Source organism: Streptomyces sp. (assembly GCF_035563135.1).
In the GTDB taxonomy this organism is placed as follows: Bacteria; Actinomycetota; Actinomycetes; order Streptomycetales; family Streptomycetaceae; genus Streptomyces.
In genome coordinates this window covers 15,139-35,254 of record NZ_DATMVN010000142.1, presented here as the reverse complement: position 1 = coordinate 35,254, position 20,116 = coordinate 15,139, and the positions used below count along the sequence as shown (strand labels likewise).

The following is a 20,116-nucleotide window of genomic DNA, read 5'->3' as shown; positions in this document are numbered from 1 at the left end:
CTACACGGACTACCCGCCCCCCCTGCCTGCTGACGCGTGAGGTCCGGGGGCCGGGCGGGGCGGGGGCAGCGCCCGGCCGCGACATCCACGGAAGCCGCCCACGCGGGAGCGGGCTGTTGTGGTTCGCGCTCGTACGGACCACGGAACCGCTGCGGACGTGCTGCGGGTCGCGGAGTGCAGGAAGCGCGAGGGGTGAGACCCGCAGGAGACCCAGATCACATGAGGTCATGTCACATCTCGCCGGGGCCGATCCGTCGAGGGGGTGTGAGCAACGGCAACAACTCAGGAGCTGATCATGAACGCTCGTCTCGACCTCTTCGGTAACAAGGCCGCCGCCGCCTTCTTGAGGCACATCAACTCGGCGGGGAAGGTGGTCACCGACTCGGGCCTGCCCGCCGCGACGCAGGAGCTGGTCAAGATCCGCGCCAGCCAGATCAACGGGTGCGGGTTCTGCACCGACATGCACACCAAGGAAGCCGCGGAGGCGGGTGAGACCGCGCTGCGGCTCAATCTGATCGCGGTGTGGCGCGAGGCCACCGTCTTCACCGACGCCGAGCGTGCCGCCCTGGAGCTCGCGGAGCAGGGCACCCGCATCGCCGACGCGGCCGGTGGCGTACCGGACGAGGTGTGGGCGAACGCCGCCGAGCACTACGACGAGGAGCAGCTCGTCGCCCTGGTGGCCCTGATCGCCGTCATCAACGCGTACAACCGCCTGAACGTGATCGTCCAGCAGCCGGCGGGTGGCTACCGGCCCGGTATGTTCGGCTGATCCCGCCTCCGGCGGTCTGATCCCGCCCCCTGCGGCCTGATCCCACCCCCTGCGGTCTGATTCCGTCTCCCGCGGCCGGGTGTCCTTCCGGCCGCGGGGGCGCGGGCCGGAAATCATGAGGAATGCCGCGCACAAGTGCTCTCGCGTACCAGTCCGTACATACTGTTCCGTCCCTGAGGCGGCCCTTCCCGTTCGATTACAGTGCTTGCGCAGTCGCTGACGGTGGGCCGGACGGAAGGGGCACGGTGAGCACAGGGACCACAGCTGTCTGGGGCCGTGCCCAGCAGCAGGACTTCCGTGGCCGGGTGCGGGGAGCCCTGCTCGGCGGCGCCCTCGGGGACGCGCTCGGGGCGGGTGTCTCGGGGCTCACCCTGGAGGCCATACGCGCCGCCCACGGCGTGGAAGGGGTGGCCGACTTCGTGCCCGTCCACGGCAGGAGGGGCGCCGTCACCGCCGTCACCCAGCTCACCCTCTTCACCGTCGACGGACTGATCCGGGCCCAGGTCCGTCGCGACACCGGCGCCTGGCACCCGCCCACCGACGTGCACCGCGCCCATCTGCGCTGGGCGGCCACCCAGAGTGCCTGGGGGCCCGACGAACGCCGCAAGGACAACGGCTGGCTGGCCATGGAGGAGTGGCTGTACGCCCGCCGCGCCCCCACCCGGGAGTGCCTCGCCGGCTTCGGTGACACCACGATGGGCACGCTCGCCGTACCCAAGAACCCCGCCGCGCGGGACTCGGCGGCGCTCACCCGCTCCGCGCCGTTCGGGCTGCTCGTGGGCTGGGAGCCCCAGCTCGTCCTCCAGCTGGCCGTCGAGTGCGCGGCCCACACCCACGGCCATGCCACCGCCCAGCTCGCGGCCGGAGCTCTCGCCGTCATGGTGCACGGGCTGGTCCGGGGGGAGACCCTGGACGGCTCGGTGCAGCACGCGCTCGCACTGCTCGCCGGACGTCCGGGCCACGAACAGGTCACCGAGGCTCTCCGGCAGGCCCTCGGTTCCGTACGCCAGGGCATCCCGGGGCCCGCCCTCATCGAGGCGCTCGGTGACACCGACTCCGCGGAGGAGGTCCTCGCCGTGGCGCTGTACTGCGCGCTGGTGGGCGAGGACGTACGGCACGGGCTGCGCCTGGCCGTGAACCACTCCGGGCCGTCCGCGGCCACAGGGGCCGTCTGCGGAGCCCTTCTCGGAGCACTGCACGGCGAGACGGCGCTGCCGCCGGCCTGGCTGGCAGAACTGGAGGGACGCCCGACGCTCCTGGAACTCTCCGACGACTTCGCGATGGAGATGACCCAGGGACCCGCCCTGCACAGTCCGGCCGCGATCGCGCCGGGCTGGCTGGCCCGCTACCCGCGGGACTGAGCGGCGGGGCCAGGGAAAAGTCCCCGGAAGGTTCGGGAAGGCCGGGGGAGGCCCCAGGGAGCCGAGGGAGGCCAATGCAGTTGCCTTTGAGGCGTGGGGATCGTTGCCCCGAGTGTGACGGGGCGGGGCGCGGGCCATCAGGCGCGGATCGGGATCCTGACGAAGGTGTGCACCGCTGAGCTGGTGGACGCGGCGACAGCCAAGCACGACCGGATCGAGTGGCGGCGTCGCCTCCTGCCGGCTCGGCTGGTCATGTATCTCGTCCTGGCTCTGTGCCTGTTCGCCCGGGAGCCAGGACGAGGAAGTGCTGCGGGGCTGACCAGCGACATCTCGGGCGGCCGGGCCCTCGCACAGGTGAACCGGTCGTCGCTATGCCGGGCTCGCGTCCGCCTCGGCGAGGATGTGCTGGAGACCGTGTTCCGTCAAGTGGCCGGTCCGCTCGCCACCGAGGACACGCCCGGCGCGTGGTGGCGAGGGCTGCGACTCCTTGCTCTGGAGAGGACCCAGTCCGATCTACCGGATTCGACGAATAACGGCGATACCTTCGACGGCCCCTCCACCACCGGCGACGTCCCCTTCGGCTCCCCTCAGACAGGAACTGTGGGCCTACCTCGCGGTCCATCACGCGATCCGCCGGTTTGCCCACGCGGCGGCGCTTGCCCGCCCGGCGGTGGACACCGACCGGGTCTCCTACCTGAAGTGTGTTCGCATCGTCCGTCGCAGCATTTTGTCCCAGCTCGGAACGACTAACGCCAAGCTCCTCCGCCAAGGCCGGGTGGGAGGCACGAGCATGTTTTCTGCCGGCCTGGCGTAATCGGGACTGCCCGCGAGGGATCAAGAAGCCGAACCGCTGGCCTGTGCTGAGGACTCGTGCCGGACGCGGCGCCGTGCAATCTGGCCGCTGGGCCAACAACCCGACCTCGAAGCCGAAGAGCACCCGTCGGGCTGGACGGCCGATGCTGAAGGGAGCACAGGTCATGCCGCCACCGTGACCTCTCCAATCGGCCCTGAAGACCAGGCAGAGACCACCCCGCAGAGGGACGGTGGCGTGTGAAGCAGTCGCTCAGCCCTCTGTCGGCGCTGTTTCTCCACCGGTTGGGGCCGGGGCGATGTAGACGGAGACCTGGGTCGGCCTTTCGCTGGTGCATCGGGCTTCGGCAAGGGACTCGGCCACGTCGCGGAGGATGTCCAGCGCGATCCAGAAATCACCCTCGGCGCCCGCAACGGGCCGGGCGTCGGGCCAGATGATGACCACGCGGGGAGACTTCAGCTTGTGGAGCCCACCCCAGACCGAATCCGAGAGGGCGTCCCACACCATGCGGGAGGTCCCGAGCGGCGGGTCGAGGGGAAGTGTCTCCCGCACCGCCCCGAAAAACGTCTCCTTGTCGGTCTGCCCGGCGGTGGAGAGCGTGAACACGGCTACGCCCTGGCGGGCGGCCTCGTCGAGTATCCCGGGAATGTCCGTGCCGGAAACCTCGTGGAAGCCTCTGTCGATCACCATGCTCAGAACCGTACCGGTGCGTCCTCCCGGTCCCGATCGCTTCCACTGGTCAGCGGGTGGTTGGCCTGTGTCCGGGGGTTCAGCGACTCGGTCGTCAAAACAACTGCATTGGCCGGGGGAGGTCCGGGGAAGCCAGGGAAGGCCCCGGGGGAGCCCCGGGGAAGGGTCCCGGCAGGCCCTCGGCAGGTCCTCGGAAGGCAGAAGGCGGGCGGACGCCGCCGCGTCCGCCCACCGTTCATGCGCCCCCGCCTGCGGGACGGTCAGTCCTTCACGGCCTCCGCTCCGGAACTCCCGTGGTCTGCGGACCGGACTTCTGCGCGGGCACGGCTGCCGCCGCGGCTCCGTCGTCGTGGCCCCCGCCATCGGTGTTGATCTTCTCGATCAGGGCGTCGCGCTCCGGGGTGTCCTCGGGCTTGATGAACCCGATGACGACGTAGAGCACGAGGGAGATCGCCAGCGGGAGAGCTACCTGGTACTGCAGGGCGACATCCGTCTTCACCGAACCGTCGAGGTTGTAGTTGGTGAAGAAGAAGGCGAACAGCCCCGCTGCCCAGCTGGTGAGCGCCGCTGTCGGGCCGGACCGGCGGAACCTGCGCAGCAGGCCCAGCATGAACGGGATGGCGATCGGGCCCATCAGGCCGGCCACCCACTTGATGACGACCGAGATGATGTCCTTGAACGTCGGCGAGTTGATCTGTGTCGCCAGCGCCATGGACAGGCCGAGGAAGGCGAGCGTGGACAGCCGCGCGGCCATGAGCCCGCTGCGGTTGCTCCAGGTGCGGGCCGCCTTCGAGAAGACCGGCGCGATGTCCCGGGTGAAGACCGCCGAGATGGCGTTCGCGTCGGAGGAGCACATGGCCATCGTGTGCGAGAAGAAGCCGACGACGACCAGGCCCAGCAGCCCGTGCGGCAGCAGCTGTTCGGTCATCAGGGCGTAGCTGTCCGAGGCGTCCGGCTTCTTGGCCTCGACGAGCAGCGGGGCCACCCACATCGGGAAGAAGAGCACGACCGGCCAGACCAGCCACAGAACGGCGGACAGGTAAGCCGAACGGGTCGCGGAGCGTGCGGAGTCCGTGGCCATGTAACGCTGGGCCTGGTTCCACATGCCGCCGTTGTACTCGAAGGTCTTGATGAAGAGGTACGCCAGGAGGAAGGTCACGGTGTACGGGCCGGCCGTCGGCTCCGTGTGGCCCTCGGGCAGCTTGTCCCAGACCGTCCACAGCGAGCTGAAGCCGCCGAGCTTGCTCATGACGATCACCAGCATGGCCAGCCCGGCGAAGAGCTGGATGATGAACTGCCCGAGCTCGGTGAGCGCGTCGGCCCACAGTCCGCCGACCGTGCAGTAGACGGCCGTGATGATGCCGGTGATGAAGATGCCCTGGGTGAGGGTGATGCCCGTGAAGACGGAGAGCAGTGTGGCGATGGCGGCCCACTTGGCGCCGACGTCCACGATCTTCAGCAGCAGACCGGACCAGGCCAGGGCCTGCTGGGTCGGGACGTTGTAGCGGTTCTTCAGGTACTCCAGCGGCGAGGCGACGTGCAGCCGCGAGCGCAGCCGGTTGAGCCGGGGCGCGAAGAGCTTCGCGCCGATGCCGATGCCGATCGCGATCGGCAGTGACCAGGTCACGAAGGACGTGACGCCGTACTGGTACGCGATACCCGCGTAACCGGTGAACATCACCGCGCTGTAACCGGACATGTGGTGCGAGATGCCCGACAGCCACCACGGCATCTTGCCGCCGGCCGTGAAGAAGTCGCTGACGTTGTCCACGCGCTTGTGCGACCAGAGTCCGATCGCGACCATCACACCGAAGTAGCCGATGAGCACGGCCCAGTCGAGACTGTTCATGTGCCCCCTCCAGGGGTCCGCCTTGTGAACGGGAACGCACTTCGCCAGTACGGCCGTTCAGCGGGGCCCCGCGCGGGAACGGGACTTCGGGGATTGAACCGTCTGTCCGGGTCCACGGTCAAGGTTTTCCCGATCAGAAATGTGAACGCGGATCAGTAAGCCGAACGATTTTACTTTTTCTTGACCTTGCCAGGCGTTGTCGCGAACGTGACCGCGGCCACACGATGAGCGGGCACTTCGTCAGGCTGTGCAGAGATCGACGCAAGGCAGGAACGCCAGAGAACGCAGAACGACCGCACGGGATGCGGGTCCCGTGCGGCCGGAGAGAGGGGAAAGCTGCACGACGTGATGTTCACGCGCCGATGGTGCCGGGCGCGCTGTCGGTGTCGGCTGCTGAGGTTTCGATGCGTGGAGTACGTCGGTCGGCGGCGCTGGGTGCGACGCGACGGGCCGAGCCCCCTCGGCCAGGACGGCGAACCAGTCGAGAGGGCTCCTGGCGGTCGTGCGCAGCGACCGGTGCACGGTGCACGGCGCGGCGCGCGAGCCGAAGAATCGCTCAGGCGTTGATCGAACCCGACGCGACATCGCGCACGAAGGTGTTCCACGCTCCGGAGACGAAGGAGAGCGAGGGGCCTTCGGGGGCCTTCGAGTCGCGCACGGCGATGGCCTGCGTGACGGGCGACTTCACTTCGACGCACGCCCCGTTGCCGCCGGAGTACGACGACTTCGTCCAGTTTTCCGTAGCGCCCTGAAGAATGGCCATGTTCACTCCGGTTCAGAGAGTTGATGTAAGTGGCACCAACTTCGTTCCTGTTGGCGTGATCGACGCTACTCGCCAACCTCCCTTGGTGGTGGCGACGTTCACTCGACCGGATGGCATATTCCATGCGGGTCTTCCGTTGTGGGGCGGAGGCGGTGTATCTTCCCGCCTCCGCCCCACCGGAGGCTCTCAGTGGGTGTAGCTCTTGGCGATGTCGCTGATGAACTGGCGGGTCTGGTCCACGTTCAGCGCCTGCGCCCGCAGGTGCTCGTACATGACGCTGTAGCGCTGTACGTCGTTCGCCTTCTCCAGGTAGAGGTCGCTGGTGACCCCCTCGATGTACACGACGCTGGAGTCCGCGGCGTCCGGGAACTCCAGAATGGCGTACTGGCCGTTGATGCCGGGGTGCGCCCCCATGTCGAAGGGCAGCACCTGCACGGTCACATGGGGCAGCTGGGACTGTTCGATGAGGTGTTCGAGCTGTTCGATCATGACCTGCTCGCCGCCCACGAGCCGGCGCAGGGCGGACTCGTCGATGACGGCCCACAGGCGCAGGGGATGCTCGGGGGCGTTGACGCGGTCCTGACGACGGGCGCGGACGTTCACCCGCTTCTCGATGTCGGACGGCGGCGCCTCGGGCAGTGCGCCGTTGATCAGCGCCTCCGCGTAGCTCCGGGTCTGCAACAGACCGGGGACGACCTGGGGTTCGTACACCCGGAGGGACTCGGCATCGGTTTCCAGCCCGATGTACACGCTGTACGGGATGTCGCCGAAGGCGTGCCACCAGCCCTGCTGGCGGGAGTCCTTCGCCATCTGCATCAGGGAGTCGACGATGCGGTGGTCCTCGACCTCGTACACGCCGCAGAGATCGCGTACGTCGCGCTGGCTGATGGAGCGGCGGCCGTTCTCCAGGCGGCTGATCTTCGACTGCGAGACCAGCAGGCGCTCGGCCACCTCCTCGGCCGTCATGCCCTTGATCTCGCGGAGGCGGCGCAACTCCTGGCCCAACCGGCGTCGCCTGACGGTGGGATTGACGTTGGTCGGCACGGGAACGGCACCTCCGGCTATGCAGCTCTTGTCGCTGTGCGTATCTGCTGCTCAGCAGATTGCCACCCGGGCCCCCGGGCGCGCTGGGAAATGACCACACGCAATCACCGCACGCAAGAGCGCGGGGCAGCCGGTGGATCCGGCTGCCCCGCGCCTGGTGCGGCTCCCGAACCGGGTCGTGGGGACGTCGGTGCGGCGGTATTCGGTGCTCCGCGCAAGTGTCCGCGCGGTCGTGCTCTCAGTGGACGGAGGTGTGCGCCATGCTGCCGCGACGCGCTTGCGCTTGCGGCTGCAACGGCACGCCTGCCGTCTGCTGGTTGCGGCGCGGCTGGACGGCCACACCGCTCTGGACGTCCATCACGGCATGCGCCACGAGGCCGCCCATCGGGTCGTGCCTGATCAGGTCCCGGAGCCGGGAGCGCGACGAGCGCCCCTCGTTCCCGGGGTACAGGTGCTTGCCGAGTCCGACCGCGTGGGCCAGTGCGGCGAGCGCCGCGGTCCGCGGGTCCGGCGGTACACCGGTGCGGATCGCACTGTCCAGCCGGGCTCTGATGTCCCGGCTGATCGCCGTGTCCGTCGCCTGGTAGCGAGTCGTCGGCAGCACTCCGCACATCTGGCCCGCCACGGCATGAACCATGCCGCACCGTTCCAGATGAGCGAGGTAGATCTGGCGAAGTCCCAGCCGGGGCCCGCCGATCCAGTGGACGGCCCGGACCGGACTGCCACGACGGCGCAGCAGTTCCAGTGCGGAGTCCAGAGTCGGATCTCCTGTCGGCCGTGGCATCACCACGGCGATACGATCCCCGTCAGGGGCTATCCGTCCTGCCAGAGCCAGCTCCACTAGCTGTGCCCCGGCCAGGCCGAGGTCGAGCGACTGCGGCTGCGCTGTGGTACCCGTGGTCGGGTCCAGAGCGAGCAGCAGAAGCTCCTCCGGGATTGTTCTGCGGCTCCTGCCCATCCATGCCTCCCCGCGTGGATGAGTGACAGGGTGACCCCTCTCACATTGGTCTGTCGAGGGTGCCTGGGTGCTTTGTGAGGGAACCGTTAGGTATGTCGTTCTCGTCTAGCGGCTCGTCCAAGGGTTCACACAGGACACTGGTAGATGGTTCGGACAGTGCGGGCATGTCCCCGCGGCTCATCAAGGAGGTACCGGTGGCGGGCGAGTCCCCCGACATGTCGGAGCAGCGGAAGTCGTCGGGGACGGCTGAGGAACGCGATCCGCGTCTCGCCGTGTTCCGCGAACCGGTCGCTGCGGCGGGCGGGAACACGACGGGCGGGAACGCGGCGGGCGAGGTGACGGACGCCGCGACCGACGACGGGACGGCGGTCTTCCGCCTGCCGCCCTCCGGGAGCGCCGGCGCTTCGGAAGACGCGTCCTCCGCGCCTCCGGAGGCCTCAGAGGGCTCTGAGGGGGCTTCTGGGCCTCGCGAGGAGGCCGAGGAGGGGCACGAAGGGGAGGAGACGCCCGGGGCGGCCACGTCGGCACCTGGGGCGTCCGTGGGCGCGGCGAAGCCCGCCCCGGCCGCGAAGGAGGCGGATTCGGCCTCCGGGGCGGAGACCGGGACCGCCCCCGCAGCCGAGACCGAAACCGGGACCGACGGGGATTCCGAGGCCGGGCAGGAGTCCGATGCGGAATCGGAATCCCACTCCGGATCGGCCTCCAGACCGGAGGCCGAATCGACGCCGACCGATGCCCGGCTGCGTGCCGCCGTCGCGGCGTGGGTCTCGACCGATCCCGACGAGGAAACCGCAGTTCAGGGCGGTACGCCCGAGGGCGGGAGCGAGCAGCGCGAGGACGGGGGCAAGGGCGCGGCCGACAGCGGCGGCGGCGACGGTTCGGCTGCCGAAGGCGAAAAGGCGATGGGCACCGGCGGGACGACGTCAGACATCGACGACACCGCGGCGGACAACGACGGCACGGCGCCGGCAGCTGCCGGCGAGACGCCGAGCGCCGCCGACGATTCGAACACCGGCGGCGCCAGCGACAGCAGCGAGGCCGACGACTCGAACACCGCAGGTGACAGTGACGGCGCCGAGCCGGAAGCCGGCAGCGATGCCAAGGCCGTCGGCACCGATGCCAAGGCTGTTGCCGACAGCGACGACGTACCGGCTGTCAGCGCTTCCGTCGCTCCCCGTGTCCCGAAGTCCCGGGAGGAAGCCTCTCCGGCGAAGGAGCCGGAGCCGGCCCGTGCCGGGGGAGGAATCGATCATCCGACCGCCGTCTTCAAGGCGCCGCGGGCCGAGCAGCTCGACCAGCCGACGACCGCGCTGAAGCTGCCGCCGAAGGAGAAGGAGGCGGCGCGGAAACCCGCGTCCTGGGCCGCCAAGGCCTCGTCAGGGGCCGGGTCCCCCGGCTCTCCCAGGTCCCCCGAGTCCTCCGGCTCTCCCGAGTCGCCCTCCGAGCGGACCAGCACGTTCGTGCCGCTGCGCTCGGACGACGTACGTCCCGCGGCCGTGGTCGGTCCCACGGTGACCCCGGACGTCGCGGCAGCTCCCGGCACCCCCGGGGCCCCCGGGGCCGGTCTCACCGAGGCCGAGCGGACCAGGCAGCAGCCCATGCCGCCCAAGCCGCCGCTCGATCTGCTCGCCGAGCTGACGAACACCCCGCCGCCTCCCCAGACGCCGGTCCGCACCGCGGTCCGGCGGGTCAAGATCTGGACGCCGCTGGTACTTCTCCTCCTGATCGCCTTCGCGATCGCACAGGCGGTGCGCCCGCTTCCCGAGCCCGTCCTCGAGCTGACGGCGAAGCAGACGTACGACTTCGAGGGCGGCAAGCCCTCGCTGCCGTGGCCGGACGAGGGCCAGGGCTTCATGTCTGCCACGGGCCTCGGCCCCATCGACTCGTTCGGCGAGCAGGAGGCGGTGCCGATCGGCAGCGTGGCCAAGGCGATGACCGCCTACCTCGTGCTCAAGGACCACCCGCTGAAGAAGGGTGAGGACGGGCCGAGCATCAAGATCGATGAACGGGCCGAGAAGGAGGGCAAGCTCGACCAGGTGGGCGAGTCGACCCTCAACACGGTCAAGGCCGGGGACATGCTCACGCAGCAGGAGGCCCTCGCGGCCATCATGATCCCCTCGGCGAACAACATCGCCAGGCTGCTCGCCCGCTGGGACGCGGGTTCCGAGAAGGCGTTCGTCAAGAAGATGAACGACACCGCCAAGGAACTCGGCATGACGAAGACCACCTACACCGACCCGTCCGGGCTGAACGCGACCACCGTGAGCTCCGCCGAGGACCAGGTGAAACTGGGCGAGAAACTGGTCGAGATCCCGGCGCTGATGGACATCACCAAGATGCCGTCCTGGACGGACCCCTCGGGGAAGTACCACCGGAACTACAACACCCTCGTTCCGTACGACGGCGCGCTCGGCATCAAGACGGGCTCCACGACCAAGGCCGGCGGCAACCTGCTCTTCGCGGCGCACAAGAAGGTCGGGGACACCGACCAGCTCATCGTCGGCGCGATCCTCGGGCAGCACAAGCCGTCGATCATCGACACGGTGAACGCGGTGAGCAAGGAGGCCATGATCGCCACGCAGGACCTCCTGGAGAGCCGGACCGTCGTGAAGAAGGGGCAGGTCGTCGGCGTCGTCGACGACGGCTTCGGCCACACCACCGACGTCGTCGTGGCCGAGGACGTGAAGGCGGTCGGCTGGCCCGGCCTCACGGTCAAGCTCGAACTGACCGACGACGGCAAGACGATCCCGAACGCGGCGGCAGCGGGCACGAGGGTCGGCACGATGACCGTCGGAGAAGGCGCGAGCCAGGTGGAGGTCGCGGTCACGCTGGGCACCGCACTGGCCGAGCCGTCCTTCGGCGACAAGCTCACCCGCATCACCTGACCGGACCGCCCCTGCTCCCTGCCCACGCGAAGGCGCGGGCAGGGAGCCGAGGCGGGAGCCGTCCGCCCATGGGGCAGCGCGGGGAAAAAGCTGCGTGCTAGCGTCCCAAAAGCAACGGACGGGCGCCCGGACGCGTCCCTCCGCATACGGATGAGGCCCGTGCGGTACATGGACGGTTCGGCAGGCCTGGGCAGGGACGGGGAGAGTCGCAGTGACCACCGCTGAGCCGACACGGGCGAACGCCGGCCCGCTGCCCGCCGACGAAGGCCTCTCCGTCCGGATCCCGGCCCAGGCGGCCGGAGGCGGCGACGGTGACGGTGACGGCGGGTCGATACGCAGCCGCCTCCGGCGCCACCCGGTCCTGCTGACCACTGCGGTCGCCGCGGCCGTGCACCTGCTCTGGTTCTTCTTCTTCGCCAACAGCGGCGGCGACATCGCCGCCCAGGACGCCTGGGCCGAGTTCGTCGGCCGCCACCCCGGTACCGCGTACAACCTCGCCTGGTACGGGGGCATGCACCCCGTCTCGTACAGCGTGGTGTCGCCCTACCTGATGTCGGTGCTCGGCGTCCGTACGACGATGATGGTCGCCGGCACCCTCTCCTCGGCGCTCACCGCCCTGATCCTGGTGCGGGTGCCCGCCGTCCGTAACCCCCTCGCGTGTGCGCTCGCCGGAGTCTTCGCGTACCTGTGCAACGCGCTGTCCGGCCGGGTGACGTTCGGGCTCGGCATGATGTTCGCCCTGGGAGCCGTTGTCGCGGTGTTCTGCTGGCCGCACCGCTGGCGTCGCAAGCGGTGGGCGAAGGCGGTCGTCGCGGCGCCCCTGGCCGGCCTCGCGACGGCGGGCAGCCCGGTCGCCGGGCTCTTCCTCGGCGTGGTCGCGGCGGCGCTGTTCCTGAACAAACGGCGCCCCGGTGCGTACGCGGTCGGCCTGCCGCCCGTCGCCGTGGTGGCCCTCTCCTCGTGGTGGTTCCCCTTCTCGGGCACGCAGCCGATGTCGCTCGGGACCCTGTCGCTGCCGTTCGCCTTCGCCGTCCTGGTCTTCTTCCTCGTCCCCCGGGACTGGCACACCGTCCGCACGGCCGCCGCCGTGTACGGGGTGGGCACACTCCTCACGTACGTCATCGACTCGCAGATCGGGTCGAACGTGTCGCGCATGGCGATGCTGTTCGCCGGCGTCGTGCTGCTGGCAGCACTGCCCTACACGGCCCCGCGCACCCGCCGCTGGTACGCCCTGGTCCTCGCCTTCGCCGGGCTGAACTTCTGGATCGGCTTCAAGGGCGTGGACGACATCGTGCGCACCGCGCCCACCGCGTCGTGGGCGCGCGAGCTGGCTCCCCTGGTCAACCAGCTCCAAGAGGCCGGGGCGGAGCGGGGCCGGGTCGAGGTGGTGCCCGCCAGCAGCCACCGCGAGGCCTCGGCACTGGCGCCGTACGTGAATCTGGCCCGTGGCTGGAACCGGCAGGCCGACATGAAGCGCAATCCGCTCTTCTACGACGACACCCTCAACGCCGTGAACTACCGCGAGTGGCTGGACCGCTGGGCCGTCCACTACGTGGTGCTGCCGACCGGCAAACCCGACTCCGGGGGTGAGCAGGAGGCGGCGCTCGTCGAGAAGGGGCAGCCCTATCTGAAGGCGGTCTGGAGCGACGCCAACTGGAAGCTGTTCCGGGTCCTGGACCCGGTGCCGCTCGCCGATCCGCCCGCGACGGTGCAGCGGGCCGGTGATGACGAGCTGACGATCCGCGTGCAGTCGGCGGGCCGCGTCCTGATCCGCATCCCGTACTCCCGGTGGCTCGCCGTCGTGGACGACGAGGGCAAGAGCGTGGAGCGGCCGCAGGAGACGGAAGCCTCCAAGAAGCGTTCGGCGGAGGACAGCAGCGCCCCGAAGGACTTCACCAACGCCCACGGCTGCCTGATCAAGGTGGAGGAGGACGGGGAAGGCGACGAGTGGACCGAGCTCCTCGCGCCCCGCCCGGGCGTCTACCGCCTGGCCGCGCCGTACCAGCTCCAGCCGGGCACGCCGTGCCCCGAGGAACTGCGCCGATAGTGCGGGGAGCCTCTCTCCGGGCGGACAGCACCGGCAAGGCGGGCTGCCACGAGGTGCCGGCATCGCGTCGGCGAACCCCTCGGCCCGCTGCCGGGCCTGGTCCCTTCCGGGCGCGGCACCGACACGACGACGTCGCTGACCAAGCCCTGCCAGCAAGCGCATACTGGTCGTATGGACGCGTCCACGGGTGCCGCACCCCGCCTGCGGGAACGGCTGGGCAGCGCTCTCTTCGCCCGGGTCGCCGGCCCCGCCGGACCGGAGAACCGTGCCCGCATACACGGGACACCCGGCCCGCGCTGGTTCGGCCCGGACCGGCCGATCCGTATCGTGCACGGCGATGCGTCCATGTTCATCGGCGGGCTCCGGGCGCTCCTGCTCCAGTCCCTGCACCCCTTGGCCATGGCTGCCGTAGAGGCCCATTCCGGTTACCGCGGCGATCCCTGGGGGCGGCTCCAGCGCACCAGCACCTTCCTCGCGGTGACCACATACGGAACGGCGGACCACGCACAGCAGGCGGTCGACCGGGTGCGCTCCGTACACGGCCAGGTGCGCGGAACGGCCCCGTCCGGAGAGCGCTACGCCGCGGCCGACCCGCACCTGCTCGGCTGGGTGCACGTGGCCGAGGTCGAGAGCTTCCTGCTCGCCCACCAGCGCTTCGGAGCCGAACCGCTGGACGCCGCCGGGTACGACGGCTACATCGCCGACACGGCACGCGTGGCGGAAGCACTCGGCGTCATCGATCCCCCGCGCACGCGCACGGAACTCACCGCCCGCCTCGGTGCGTACCGCGGTGAACTGCGCCCGACCCTCGAAGCACGCGAGGCGGCACGCTTCATCCTGCTGCGCCCGCCTCTGCCCTGGGCCGCCCGAGCCCCCTACGCAGTCCTCGCCGCCAACGCGGTCGCCGCTCTCCCCCGATGGGCCCGCACATCGCTGGAGCTGCCCCGGCTGTCCGGCACGGCCGAAGCCTGCATAACCCCGACCGGACACGCACTGACCGCCGCGATCCGCTGGGCCATGACTCCACCGCCCCGGACGCCGTGAGCCCGGGGCCGGGGAGGCAGTACGGGAAGGACACGAAGGATCCGGCGCGGAGAACACGCGGCACATGCGGGACGCGGCCCCCGCTACGGCGAAGGGCCGGCCCGGAAGGATCACACCTCCGAACCGGCCCTTCCTGCTGTGCCCCCGGCAGGATTCGAACCTGCGACACCCGCTTTAGGAGAGCGGTGCTCTATCCCCTGAGCTACGAAGGCTGGAGCTTGTGAAAAACCTGGGAGAAAACCCAGCGAGTGGATCTTCAGCCGAGATGTACAAGCCCGCTGGCCAGTGGGGGTGTGCTGATGCTCGCCACGGTTCCCCGGGCGGACATCTGGCGCGACCTGACCGCTGACGTGAACAGCGTAGCGGATCGGGGCGGAGCAGTGGTGCGGAGTACGGGGGCTGGGGTGTTGTGAAGGGTGTGACCTGCAACTTTCCGTGCGGGGCCGGTTGGTGTTCGTCTCGGTCTGCGCGGAGTCGGAAGTTCGGTTCGTCCGTTCCGTGGCGGACGTGGAGCCGAGGTCGTTCCAGGTGGCGGAATGACCGTCGCCGGCCTTCTCCGCGGAGCGCGCCGGGCCGGATCACCTGCCGCCTGGCTGATACCGAAGCGCGGATCGCTGCAAGGGCGCCGGCACACCCGCGCGAGCACGCGGATCCACGGAAGAGAACTTGATCAGGAGGCCGCCTTCCGGCCATGTGTATGCGGGGAACCACGAGACCGAAGGAGTAGACCTCGTCGCAACCACCGCCGAGCGCCTCCGAACGGTCTCGGTCGGTCGGTCTCGGCCGACCTGCTCCGTGTCTGGCCTCTCGACGCCGCAGCAAGCGGTACTGCCGCCTTCTTGGCCGGTCACCGCATCGCTCCGCAAGGCCGGCAGCACATGGCCTGCGAAGACGGCCATGTCCGGTGCGCAGAGCCAACGCCCGGCCGGTTCCTTTCCGGGAGCCCGGTGCGGGCCCCGCATTCGGTGCGACCGAGACGCCGGCCGGCGCGGTGCAACTCGCCGAACTCGCCCGGAATCGCTGGTCGGCCGAGGCCCTGCACCACATCCGGGACGTCACGTGCGGCGAGGACGCCTCGCGAGTACGCACCGGTGCCGTGCCCCGTGCCACGGCCACCCTGCCTCATGGCCGCCCTGTGCAATCCGGCCATCGGACGCATGCGCTGAGCAGGCCGGACCGATGGTGCCGCCGCAGCCGATCACCACAGGTCGCCCCCCCGTCCCGCTGCCGCCATGCTCCGGCTCGCAGCCTGAGAACGCCTTGTCCCGGGCACCGGGCCGGGGGCGCAGGACGCGGTACGACAGTTCACCGAAGGCAGAAAAACCATTCAGTTGCAACCACTGCCGGAGGTGAAATCTTCCGATTCGGGAATCCGTGAGAACAGAAAACCAGTCGGTCTGCAAATCCTGCGGAGACACAAAAGTGTTCAGGCTGCAAATCCGCTGGAGGCATATGGTTCGCCCGGTGGCAACAGCGTCGGCGAGAAATTATGAGCTTGACAGCGTTGCGGGGCCTGCTTATAGTCGCGTTTCAAGTTTCCGCCGAGCTGTATTCGAAGGTGGTCATGACCGCGCCTCCCGCGTTGCCGAAATCCAGGCAGCGGTTAATTCTTTTCGTTCTCATGGTGTGTTCGCTGCTGATTTGGCTGGACAACACCGCTCTCAGTATCACCCTGGAGCCCCTTGCCGACCCGGCCCGCGGACTGGGTCCCGGCCCGGCCGAACTGCAATGGGCCACCGGCACACACGCCCTGGTCTTCGCGACCTTGATGTTCACCGCCGGTGCAATGGGCGACAGCTTCGGCCGCCGGAATGTGCTCGCAATCGGCTTGGTGATCTTTGCCGGGTCCTCGGTCCGGGCGGCGTACGCAGGCGAGGCGAGCCGGCTGCCTGCCGTCCGTGGCCGGGCGGTGTGCTCGGCAGCAGCGGGAAAATTCACCACATAAGTTTTGTTCGGACCGAAGGAGCCCCCGGTTGTCGAAAATAATTGATCCCGCTGTGCGTGAGGTCGAATCGGAGCGGGATTATGTGTCCTCCTTGTACAAGCTGCTCACCGGACGGATTTCCGAGGCCCGTGAGAGCCGGGCGAGTGTGCTGAAGACCAAGGCGGAAAGCGCCGGTGAGGCATACGAGAGAGAAATCGCCGCCGAGCGGCTGGCCAAGGAGATCGGCCGGCTGGAGGGCGCCGAAAAGGGGCTGGTCTTCGGGCGCATCGACTGGGCGGATGGCATGGCTCTGCGCATCGGGCGGATCGGACTGCAGACGGAGGAGGACGACCTGCCTCTGCTCGTGGACTGGCGCGCGAACGCGGCGCGGCCTTTCTACGAGGCGACACCGGTCCACCCGATGGGCCTGCGGCGGCGCCGGCACCTGCGCCTCGAGGAGCGCACCGTCGTCTCGGTGAGCGACGAACTCCTGGACGGGACCGCCCCGACCGACGAGGACGTCGTGGGGGACGGCCCGTTGACCGAGGCTCTGTCGGCACGGCGTACGGGCAGGATGCAGGCGGCCGTCGCGACGCTGCAGGCCGAGCAGGACGAGATCGTCCGCTCCGCCCACCGAGGGGTGACCGTGGTGCAGGGCGGGCCCGGCACCGGCAAGACAGTGGTCGCCCTGCACCGGGCGGCCTATGTCCTGTACGCGTTCCCGCGCGCCGCGCAGGAGGGGGTCCTGGTGGTGGGTCCGAACACCCGGTTCCTCGACTACATCGCCCAGGTCCTCCCCTCGCTCGGAGAGAACGACGTCGTTCTGGCGACCTGCCGGGAATTGGCCGGAGTGTCCACGGACACGGTGGACACGGTGGACCCGTTCGACACGGCGCGCCTCAAGGGCAGTTCCGGCCTCGCCGACGCCCTGGCCGGCCTGATACGCGTCCACCAGGCCCCCGCCGGTGATTTCACCGTGCGGGTCGGACAGGAACTGGTTCGCCTCTCCGGCGAGGAAGTCGCCATGGCACGCGAGGCCGCCACAAGAGCCGCGCCGGGGCACAACCCCGCGCGCCAGGCGTTCAAAGAGCTCTTGGTCGACGCCGTCACCGACGCGATGCAACGAGACATGAGCGACGTCCTGGAGCAGATCGACGCCGATGCCGAAAGGATGACGGGCATCGACCTCGACCGGTTCACGGGCGTCGCCCAGCGCCGTGTCGAAGGCGCGGCTGCTCCGGGTCCGGTTCACGAGCTGGACCTGGACGCCGTCCGAGCCGATCTCCTCGACGACGCCGGCGTCGACCGGGCGGTCGAGGGGTTGTGGCCGCGCCTGGTACCCGGTGACCTCGTGAAGGCGCTCCTGACGAACGCCGACGCTCTCGCCGAGCACCTGCCCCGCCTGACCGCGCGGGAGCGGTCCCTTCTGCTGCGCGGTCCGGACGCCCCGTGGACCGATGCCGATGTGCCGTTGCTGGACGAGGCGGCGAGCCTGGTCGACGGCCCCCCGGAGCGGACGTACGGGCACGTCGTCGTCGACGAGGCCCAGGAACTGACCGCCATGCAGTGGCGGATGATCGTCCGCCGCTGCCCGGCAAGGGCGATGACGCTGGTGGGTGACTTCGCCCAGGCGGGCCCGGTCGCGACAGCACGCGACTGGAAGGAAGCACTGAGCCCCCACGTCGGACCGCGGTTCAAACTCCACAACCTGACCGTCAGTTACCGCACCACGCAGGAGATCCTGGAGAGTGTCCGGGACCTGCTCACGCGGATCGCTCCGGACCAGAAGCCCACCCGGTCCCTGCGGAGCGGTGAGAGCCCTCGCACCGTGACCACACCTCCGGACGGACTGGTCACCGCCGCCGTCCAGGAACTCCGCGCCCAGAGCGCCGCGCACCCGGGCGAGCTCCTGGGAGTGATCTGCGCGGACACCAGGGTGGGCGAGCTGACGGCGCAGGGCATCGCTCACCACGCACGCGTCGTGCCGGCGTCCGAAGCACGCGGCCTCGAATTCGACGGGGTCGTCGTCATGAACCCCGAGGAAATCATCACGGCCCGTCCCGGTGGGGAAAGGGACTTGTACGTAGCTCTGACCCGGGCCACCAAGCGCCTCTGCACCATCGCCGTCCAGTCCGCCTGACGACTCGGCGCCCGCGGTGTCACCGCGGGCGCCACCGGCACGGTACAGACACCGGCCCGCCCGCACGGGCCTGCGCATCGCCTCACCGCTCGCGCCCGCACCCGGCACCACGCGGCCTGGCCCGGGCCGACGATGTCCGGCTCCCCTTCGCGCAGCAGGACGAAGCCGTCCGTCGAGCTCCGGGGCGTTCAGGGTCCCGGTCCATGTGCTGGTGGCGCAGGAGCCGCTGCCGGGTGACGCCACGGGGAAGATCCTCAGGCGGGAGCTGCGCGGCGCGGCCCGGGAGTACGCGCGCGGGGGCGCGGGCCTGCGGTCATCAGCGGCCTGGTCGACGACATGCAGGGCTCACGGCCGGGTGATCCGTACCCGGTAGTGGCCGTCGGCGTGCTTCGCCAGCACGGATATGCGTATGCCGTTGGGCCGGTCGCTGAACGTCTCGCCGGGTTCGAACGGGGCGTCGGAGAGTTCGGCGTGGACATTGGGCCGCCGGGTGCAGCCACCGCTCTCCTCCTGGCTGTCCTCGACGGAGACCGGGCCCTGGCCCGTGTCGACGTCGGAGCTCACCTTGTAGATGAGTACTCCCGGCCGGCAGACCGCTTCGTCGTTGCCTTCCGCGGTCCGTACCTCCACCGCGTAGCCGGACTGCGCGCTCACCGGCACGAAAGCCAGCTTCGGCCCCCCTGCCGTGGCCAGCGGTTCGAGAACGTGTTCGCTGGTGCCGGGCATGGCGGCGCAGCTGATCTGTTCGTTGCCCAGCCAGCCGAGCTTCCACTTGTGCCAGCCGAGGAGGTCGTTGTTGGCCCCCCAGTCCTCGGACATGATGTCCCAGTGCCCCACGGAGCCGCCGCCCTCCATCGTGTAGAGATCGGGCAGCCCGAAGACGTGGCCGTTCTCGTGGGGGAGGACCCGGTAGCCGGTCTCCTCGTACGATCCCGATCCGTCGTCCTGGCGGCTGTAGATGAAGGACGTGTGGGTGAGCGGGACGCCGTCGGCGGTCGGGGCGTCGTCGTTGCCGGCGAAGGTCACCGACAGGACGGTGTCCAGCGCGGAGGGGCCGGCGTTCGGGGTGACGAGCACGTTGACCAGGTCGTACTCCGAGAAGTCGACCTTCGGGTCGGCGACGGTCACCAGGTCCTCGACCATCTTGCGGTAGCCCGGTTCATACGGGGCGCCGCGCTCTATCCCGTACTCGGAGAACGGCAGCGGCATCCGCAGCCAGTCGCCCACGGGGGCTTCGGGCCGGTAGACGAGCCGGCCGTAGGAGCTGGTGCGGAACCAGTCGGAGGTCTGCGGAAAGAATTCCGCCAGCCGGTCCGCCGCCGGTTCCGTCGCCTGCGCGTCGGGGAAGTCGATCATCAGGTTGAGGGCTCTGATCCGGCCGGTGGAGCGTGCGTAGCCGGGTGGTGTCGGCATGCCCTCCGACATCTGCACGCCCATCGCCGTGGGTATGCGGCACGGTGCGAGGCCGGTCCCGCGGGGTGCGGCCACGGCCCCCGGGGAGGCCTGGCCGACGAGGGGGAGGGTGGTGCTGGCCGATGCTGTCGTCGCAATGACCAGGGCTGTCGCTCCGGCGAGCACGAGGGGGCGGCGGCGTCCGCGTATCCGGTGGCGTGACTGCTGCATAGGGCGCCGCCTTCGGGTCCGCGGCAGCCGGCCGGGCCCCGGCTGCGCTCTGGCGATCAGCCTCTTCCGGGACGTGGGGGGCCGCTCGCTGGGTGCGCCGATGGAGGGTTTTCGCCACGGCGATCGTGTGATTCAGGTCATATGGAGCAAGGAAATAACCGGGGATCCTTTCCCCGTTTGCATCTGTGTCCTCGGGAACCGGGGACTC

General features: G+C 69.7%; 14 protein-coding genes, 1 tRNA gene and 1 pseudogene. 9 read left to right on the top strand and 7 right to left on the bottom strand.

What is annotated here, in order from left to right:
• The first annotated feature begins 295 nt into the window (after positions 1-295).
• The 3 genes from VN520_RS06055 to VN520_RS39560 all read left to right on the top strand — a co-directional run bounded on the left by VN520_RS06055 (position 296) and on the right by VN520_RS39560 (position 2,880).
• Positions 296-769 carry a carboxymuconolactone decarboxylase family protein gene (locus tag VN520_RS06055; protein ID WP_325745800.1) on the top strand — a complete coding sequence of 158 codons (474 nt, stop codon included), beginning with the start codon at positions 296-298 and terminating at the stop codon, positions 767-769.
• A 245-nt stretch (positions 770-1,014) separates the two neighbouring features.
• The gene (locus tag VN520_RS06050) at positions 1,015-2,130 is read left to right on the top strand and encodes an ADP-ribosylglycohydrolase family protein (RefSeq protein ID WP_325745799.1); all 1,116 of its coding nucleotides are present in this window, start codon (positions 1,015-1,017) and stop codon (positions 2,128-2,130) included.
• Between the two features lie 93 nt (positions 2,131-2,223).
• On the top strand, positions 2,224-2,880 hold the full coding sequence (locus VN520_RS39560) for a transposase domain-containing protein (protein WP_414719777.1): 657 nt from the start codon (positions 2,224-2,226) through the stop codon (positions 2,878-2,880).
• Between the two features lie 313 nt (positions 2,881-3,193).
• Here the strand turns inward: VN520_RS39560 and VN520_RS06045 are convergent, their stop codons facing one another.
• The 5 genes from VN520_RS06045 to VN520_RS06025 all read right to left on the bottom strand — a co-directional run bounded on the left by VN520_RS06045 (position 3,194) and on the right by VN520_RS06025 (position 8,245).
• Positions 3,194-3,631 carry a barstar family protein gene (locus VN520_RS06045; RefSeq protein ID WP_325745798.1) on the bottom strand — a complete coding sequence of 146 codons (438 nt, stop codon included), beginning with the start codon at positions 3,629-3,631 and terminating at the stop codon, positions 3,194-3,196.
• A 268-nt stretch (positions 3,632-3,899) separates the two neighbouring features.
• Complete coding sequence (locus VN520_RS06040; protein WP_325745797.1) at positions 3,900-5,480, bottom strand: sodium:solute symporter family protein; 1,581 nt, start codon at positions 5,478-5,480, stop codon at positions 3,900-3,902.
• Positions 5,481-6,036: 556 nt separating this feature from the next.
• Positions 6,037-6,243 carry a DUF397 domain-containing protein gene (locus VN520_RS06035; RefSeq protein WP_014155679.1) on the bottom strand — a complete coding sequence of 69 codons (207 nt, stop codon included), beginning with the start codon at positions 6,241-6,243 and terminating at the stop codon, positions 6,037-6,039.
• A 186-nt stretch (positions 6,244-6,429) separates the two neighbouring features.
• Positions 6,430-7,287, bottom strand: coding sequence for a helix-turn-helix transcriptional regulator (locus VN520_RS06030; protein ID WP_325745796.1), 858 nt, complete (start codon positions 7,285-7,287; stop codon positions 6,430-6,432).
• A gap of 238 nt (positions 7,288-7,525) precedes the next feature.
• Complete coding sequence (locus tag VN520_RS06025) at positions 7,526-8,245, bottom strand: GOLPH3/VPS74 family protein (protein ID WP_325745795.1); 720 nt, start codon at positions 8,243-8,245, stop codon at positions 7,526-7,528.
• A gap of 164 nt (positions 8,246-8,409) precedes the next feature.
• On the opposite strand from VN520_RS06025, the gene VN520_RS06020 reads away from it, so the two are divergent.
• From VN520_RS06020 to VN520_RS06010, 3 genes are all read left to right on the top strand, one after another.
• On the top strand, positions 8,410-11,130 hold the full coding sequence (locus tag VN520_RS06020) for a D-alanyl-D-alanine carboxypeptidase (RefSeq protein WP_325745794.1): 2,721 nt from the start codon (positions 8,410-8,412) through the stop codon (positions 11,128-11,130).
• 211 nt (positions 11,131-11,341) lie between these two features.
• Complete coding sequence (locus VN520_RS06015; protein WP_325745793.1) at positions 11,342-13,177, top strand: MFS transporter; 1,836 nt, start codon at positions 11,342-11,344, stop codon at positions 13,175-13,177.
• A gap of 171 nt (positions 13,178-13,348) precedes the next feature.
• Positions 13,349-14,221, top strand: a complete 873-nt coding sequence (locus VN520_RS06010) for an oxygenase MpaB family protein (protein WP_325745792.1) — start codon at positions 13,349-13,351, stop codon at positions 14,219-14,221.
• Between the two features lie 139 nt (positions 14,222-14,360).
• Here the strand turns inward: VN520_RS06010 and VN520_RS06005 are convergent.
• Positions 14,361-14,433 (bottom strand) — tRNA-Arg (locus tag VN520_RS06005).
• 785 nt (positions 14,434-15,218) lie between these two features.
• On the opposite strand from VN520_RS06005, the pseudogene VN520_RS06000 reads away from it, so the two are divergent.
• The 3 genes and pseudogenes from VN520_RS06000 to VN520_RS05990 form a co-directional block, all read left to right on the top strand.
• Positions 15,219-15,341 (top strand): annotated as a pseudogene (locus VN520_RS06000) (ISAs1 family transposase); the annotation flags it as partial.
• Positions 15,342-15,785: 444 nt separating this feature from the next.
• A complete protein-coding gene (locus VN520_RS05995) occupies positions 15,786-16,166 on the top strand; it encodes an MFS transporter (protein ID WP_325745791.1) in 381 nt (126 codons plus the stop codon).
• Between the two features lie 28 nt (positions 16,167-16,194).
• Entirely contained in the window at positions 16,195-18,285 is a 2,091-nt protein-coding gene (locus VN520_RS05990; protein WP_414719776.1) for a HelD family protein, read from the top strand.
• 345 nt (positions 18,286-18,630) lie between these two features.
• Here VN520_RS05990 and VN520_RS05985 read toward each other — a convergent pair whose 3' ends face one another.
• Complete coding sequence (locus VN520_RS05985; RefSeq protein ID WP_325745790.1) at positions 18,631-19,908, bottom strand: M6 family metalloprotease domain-containing protein; 1,278 nt, start codon at positions 19,906-19,908, stop codon at positions 18,631-18,633.
• Positions 19,909-20,116 lie beyond the last annotated feature (208 nt).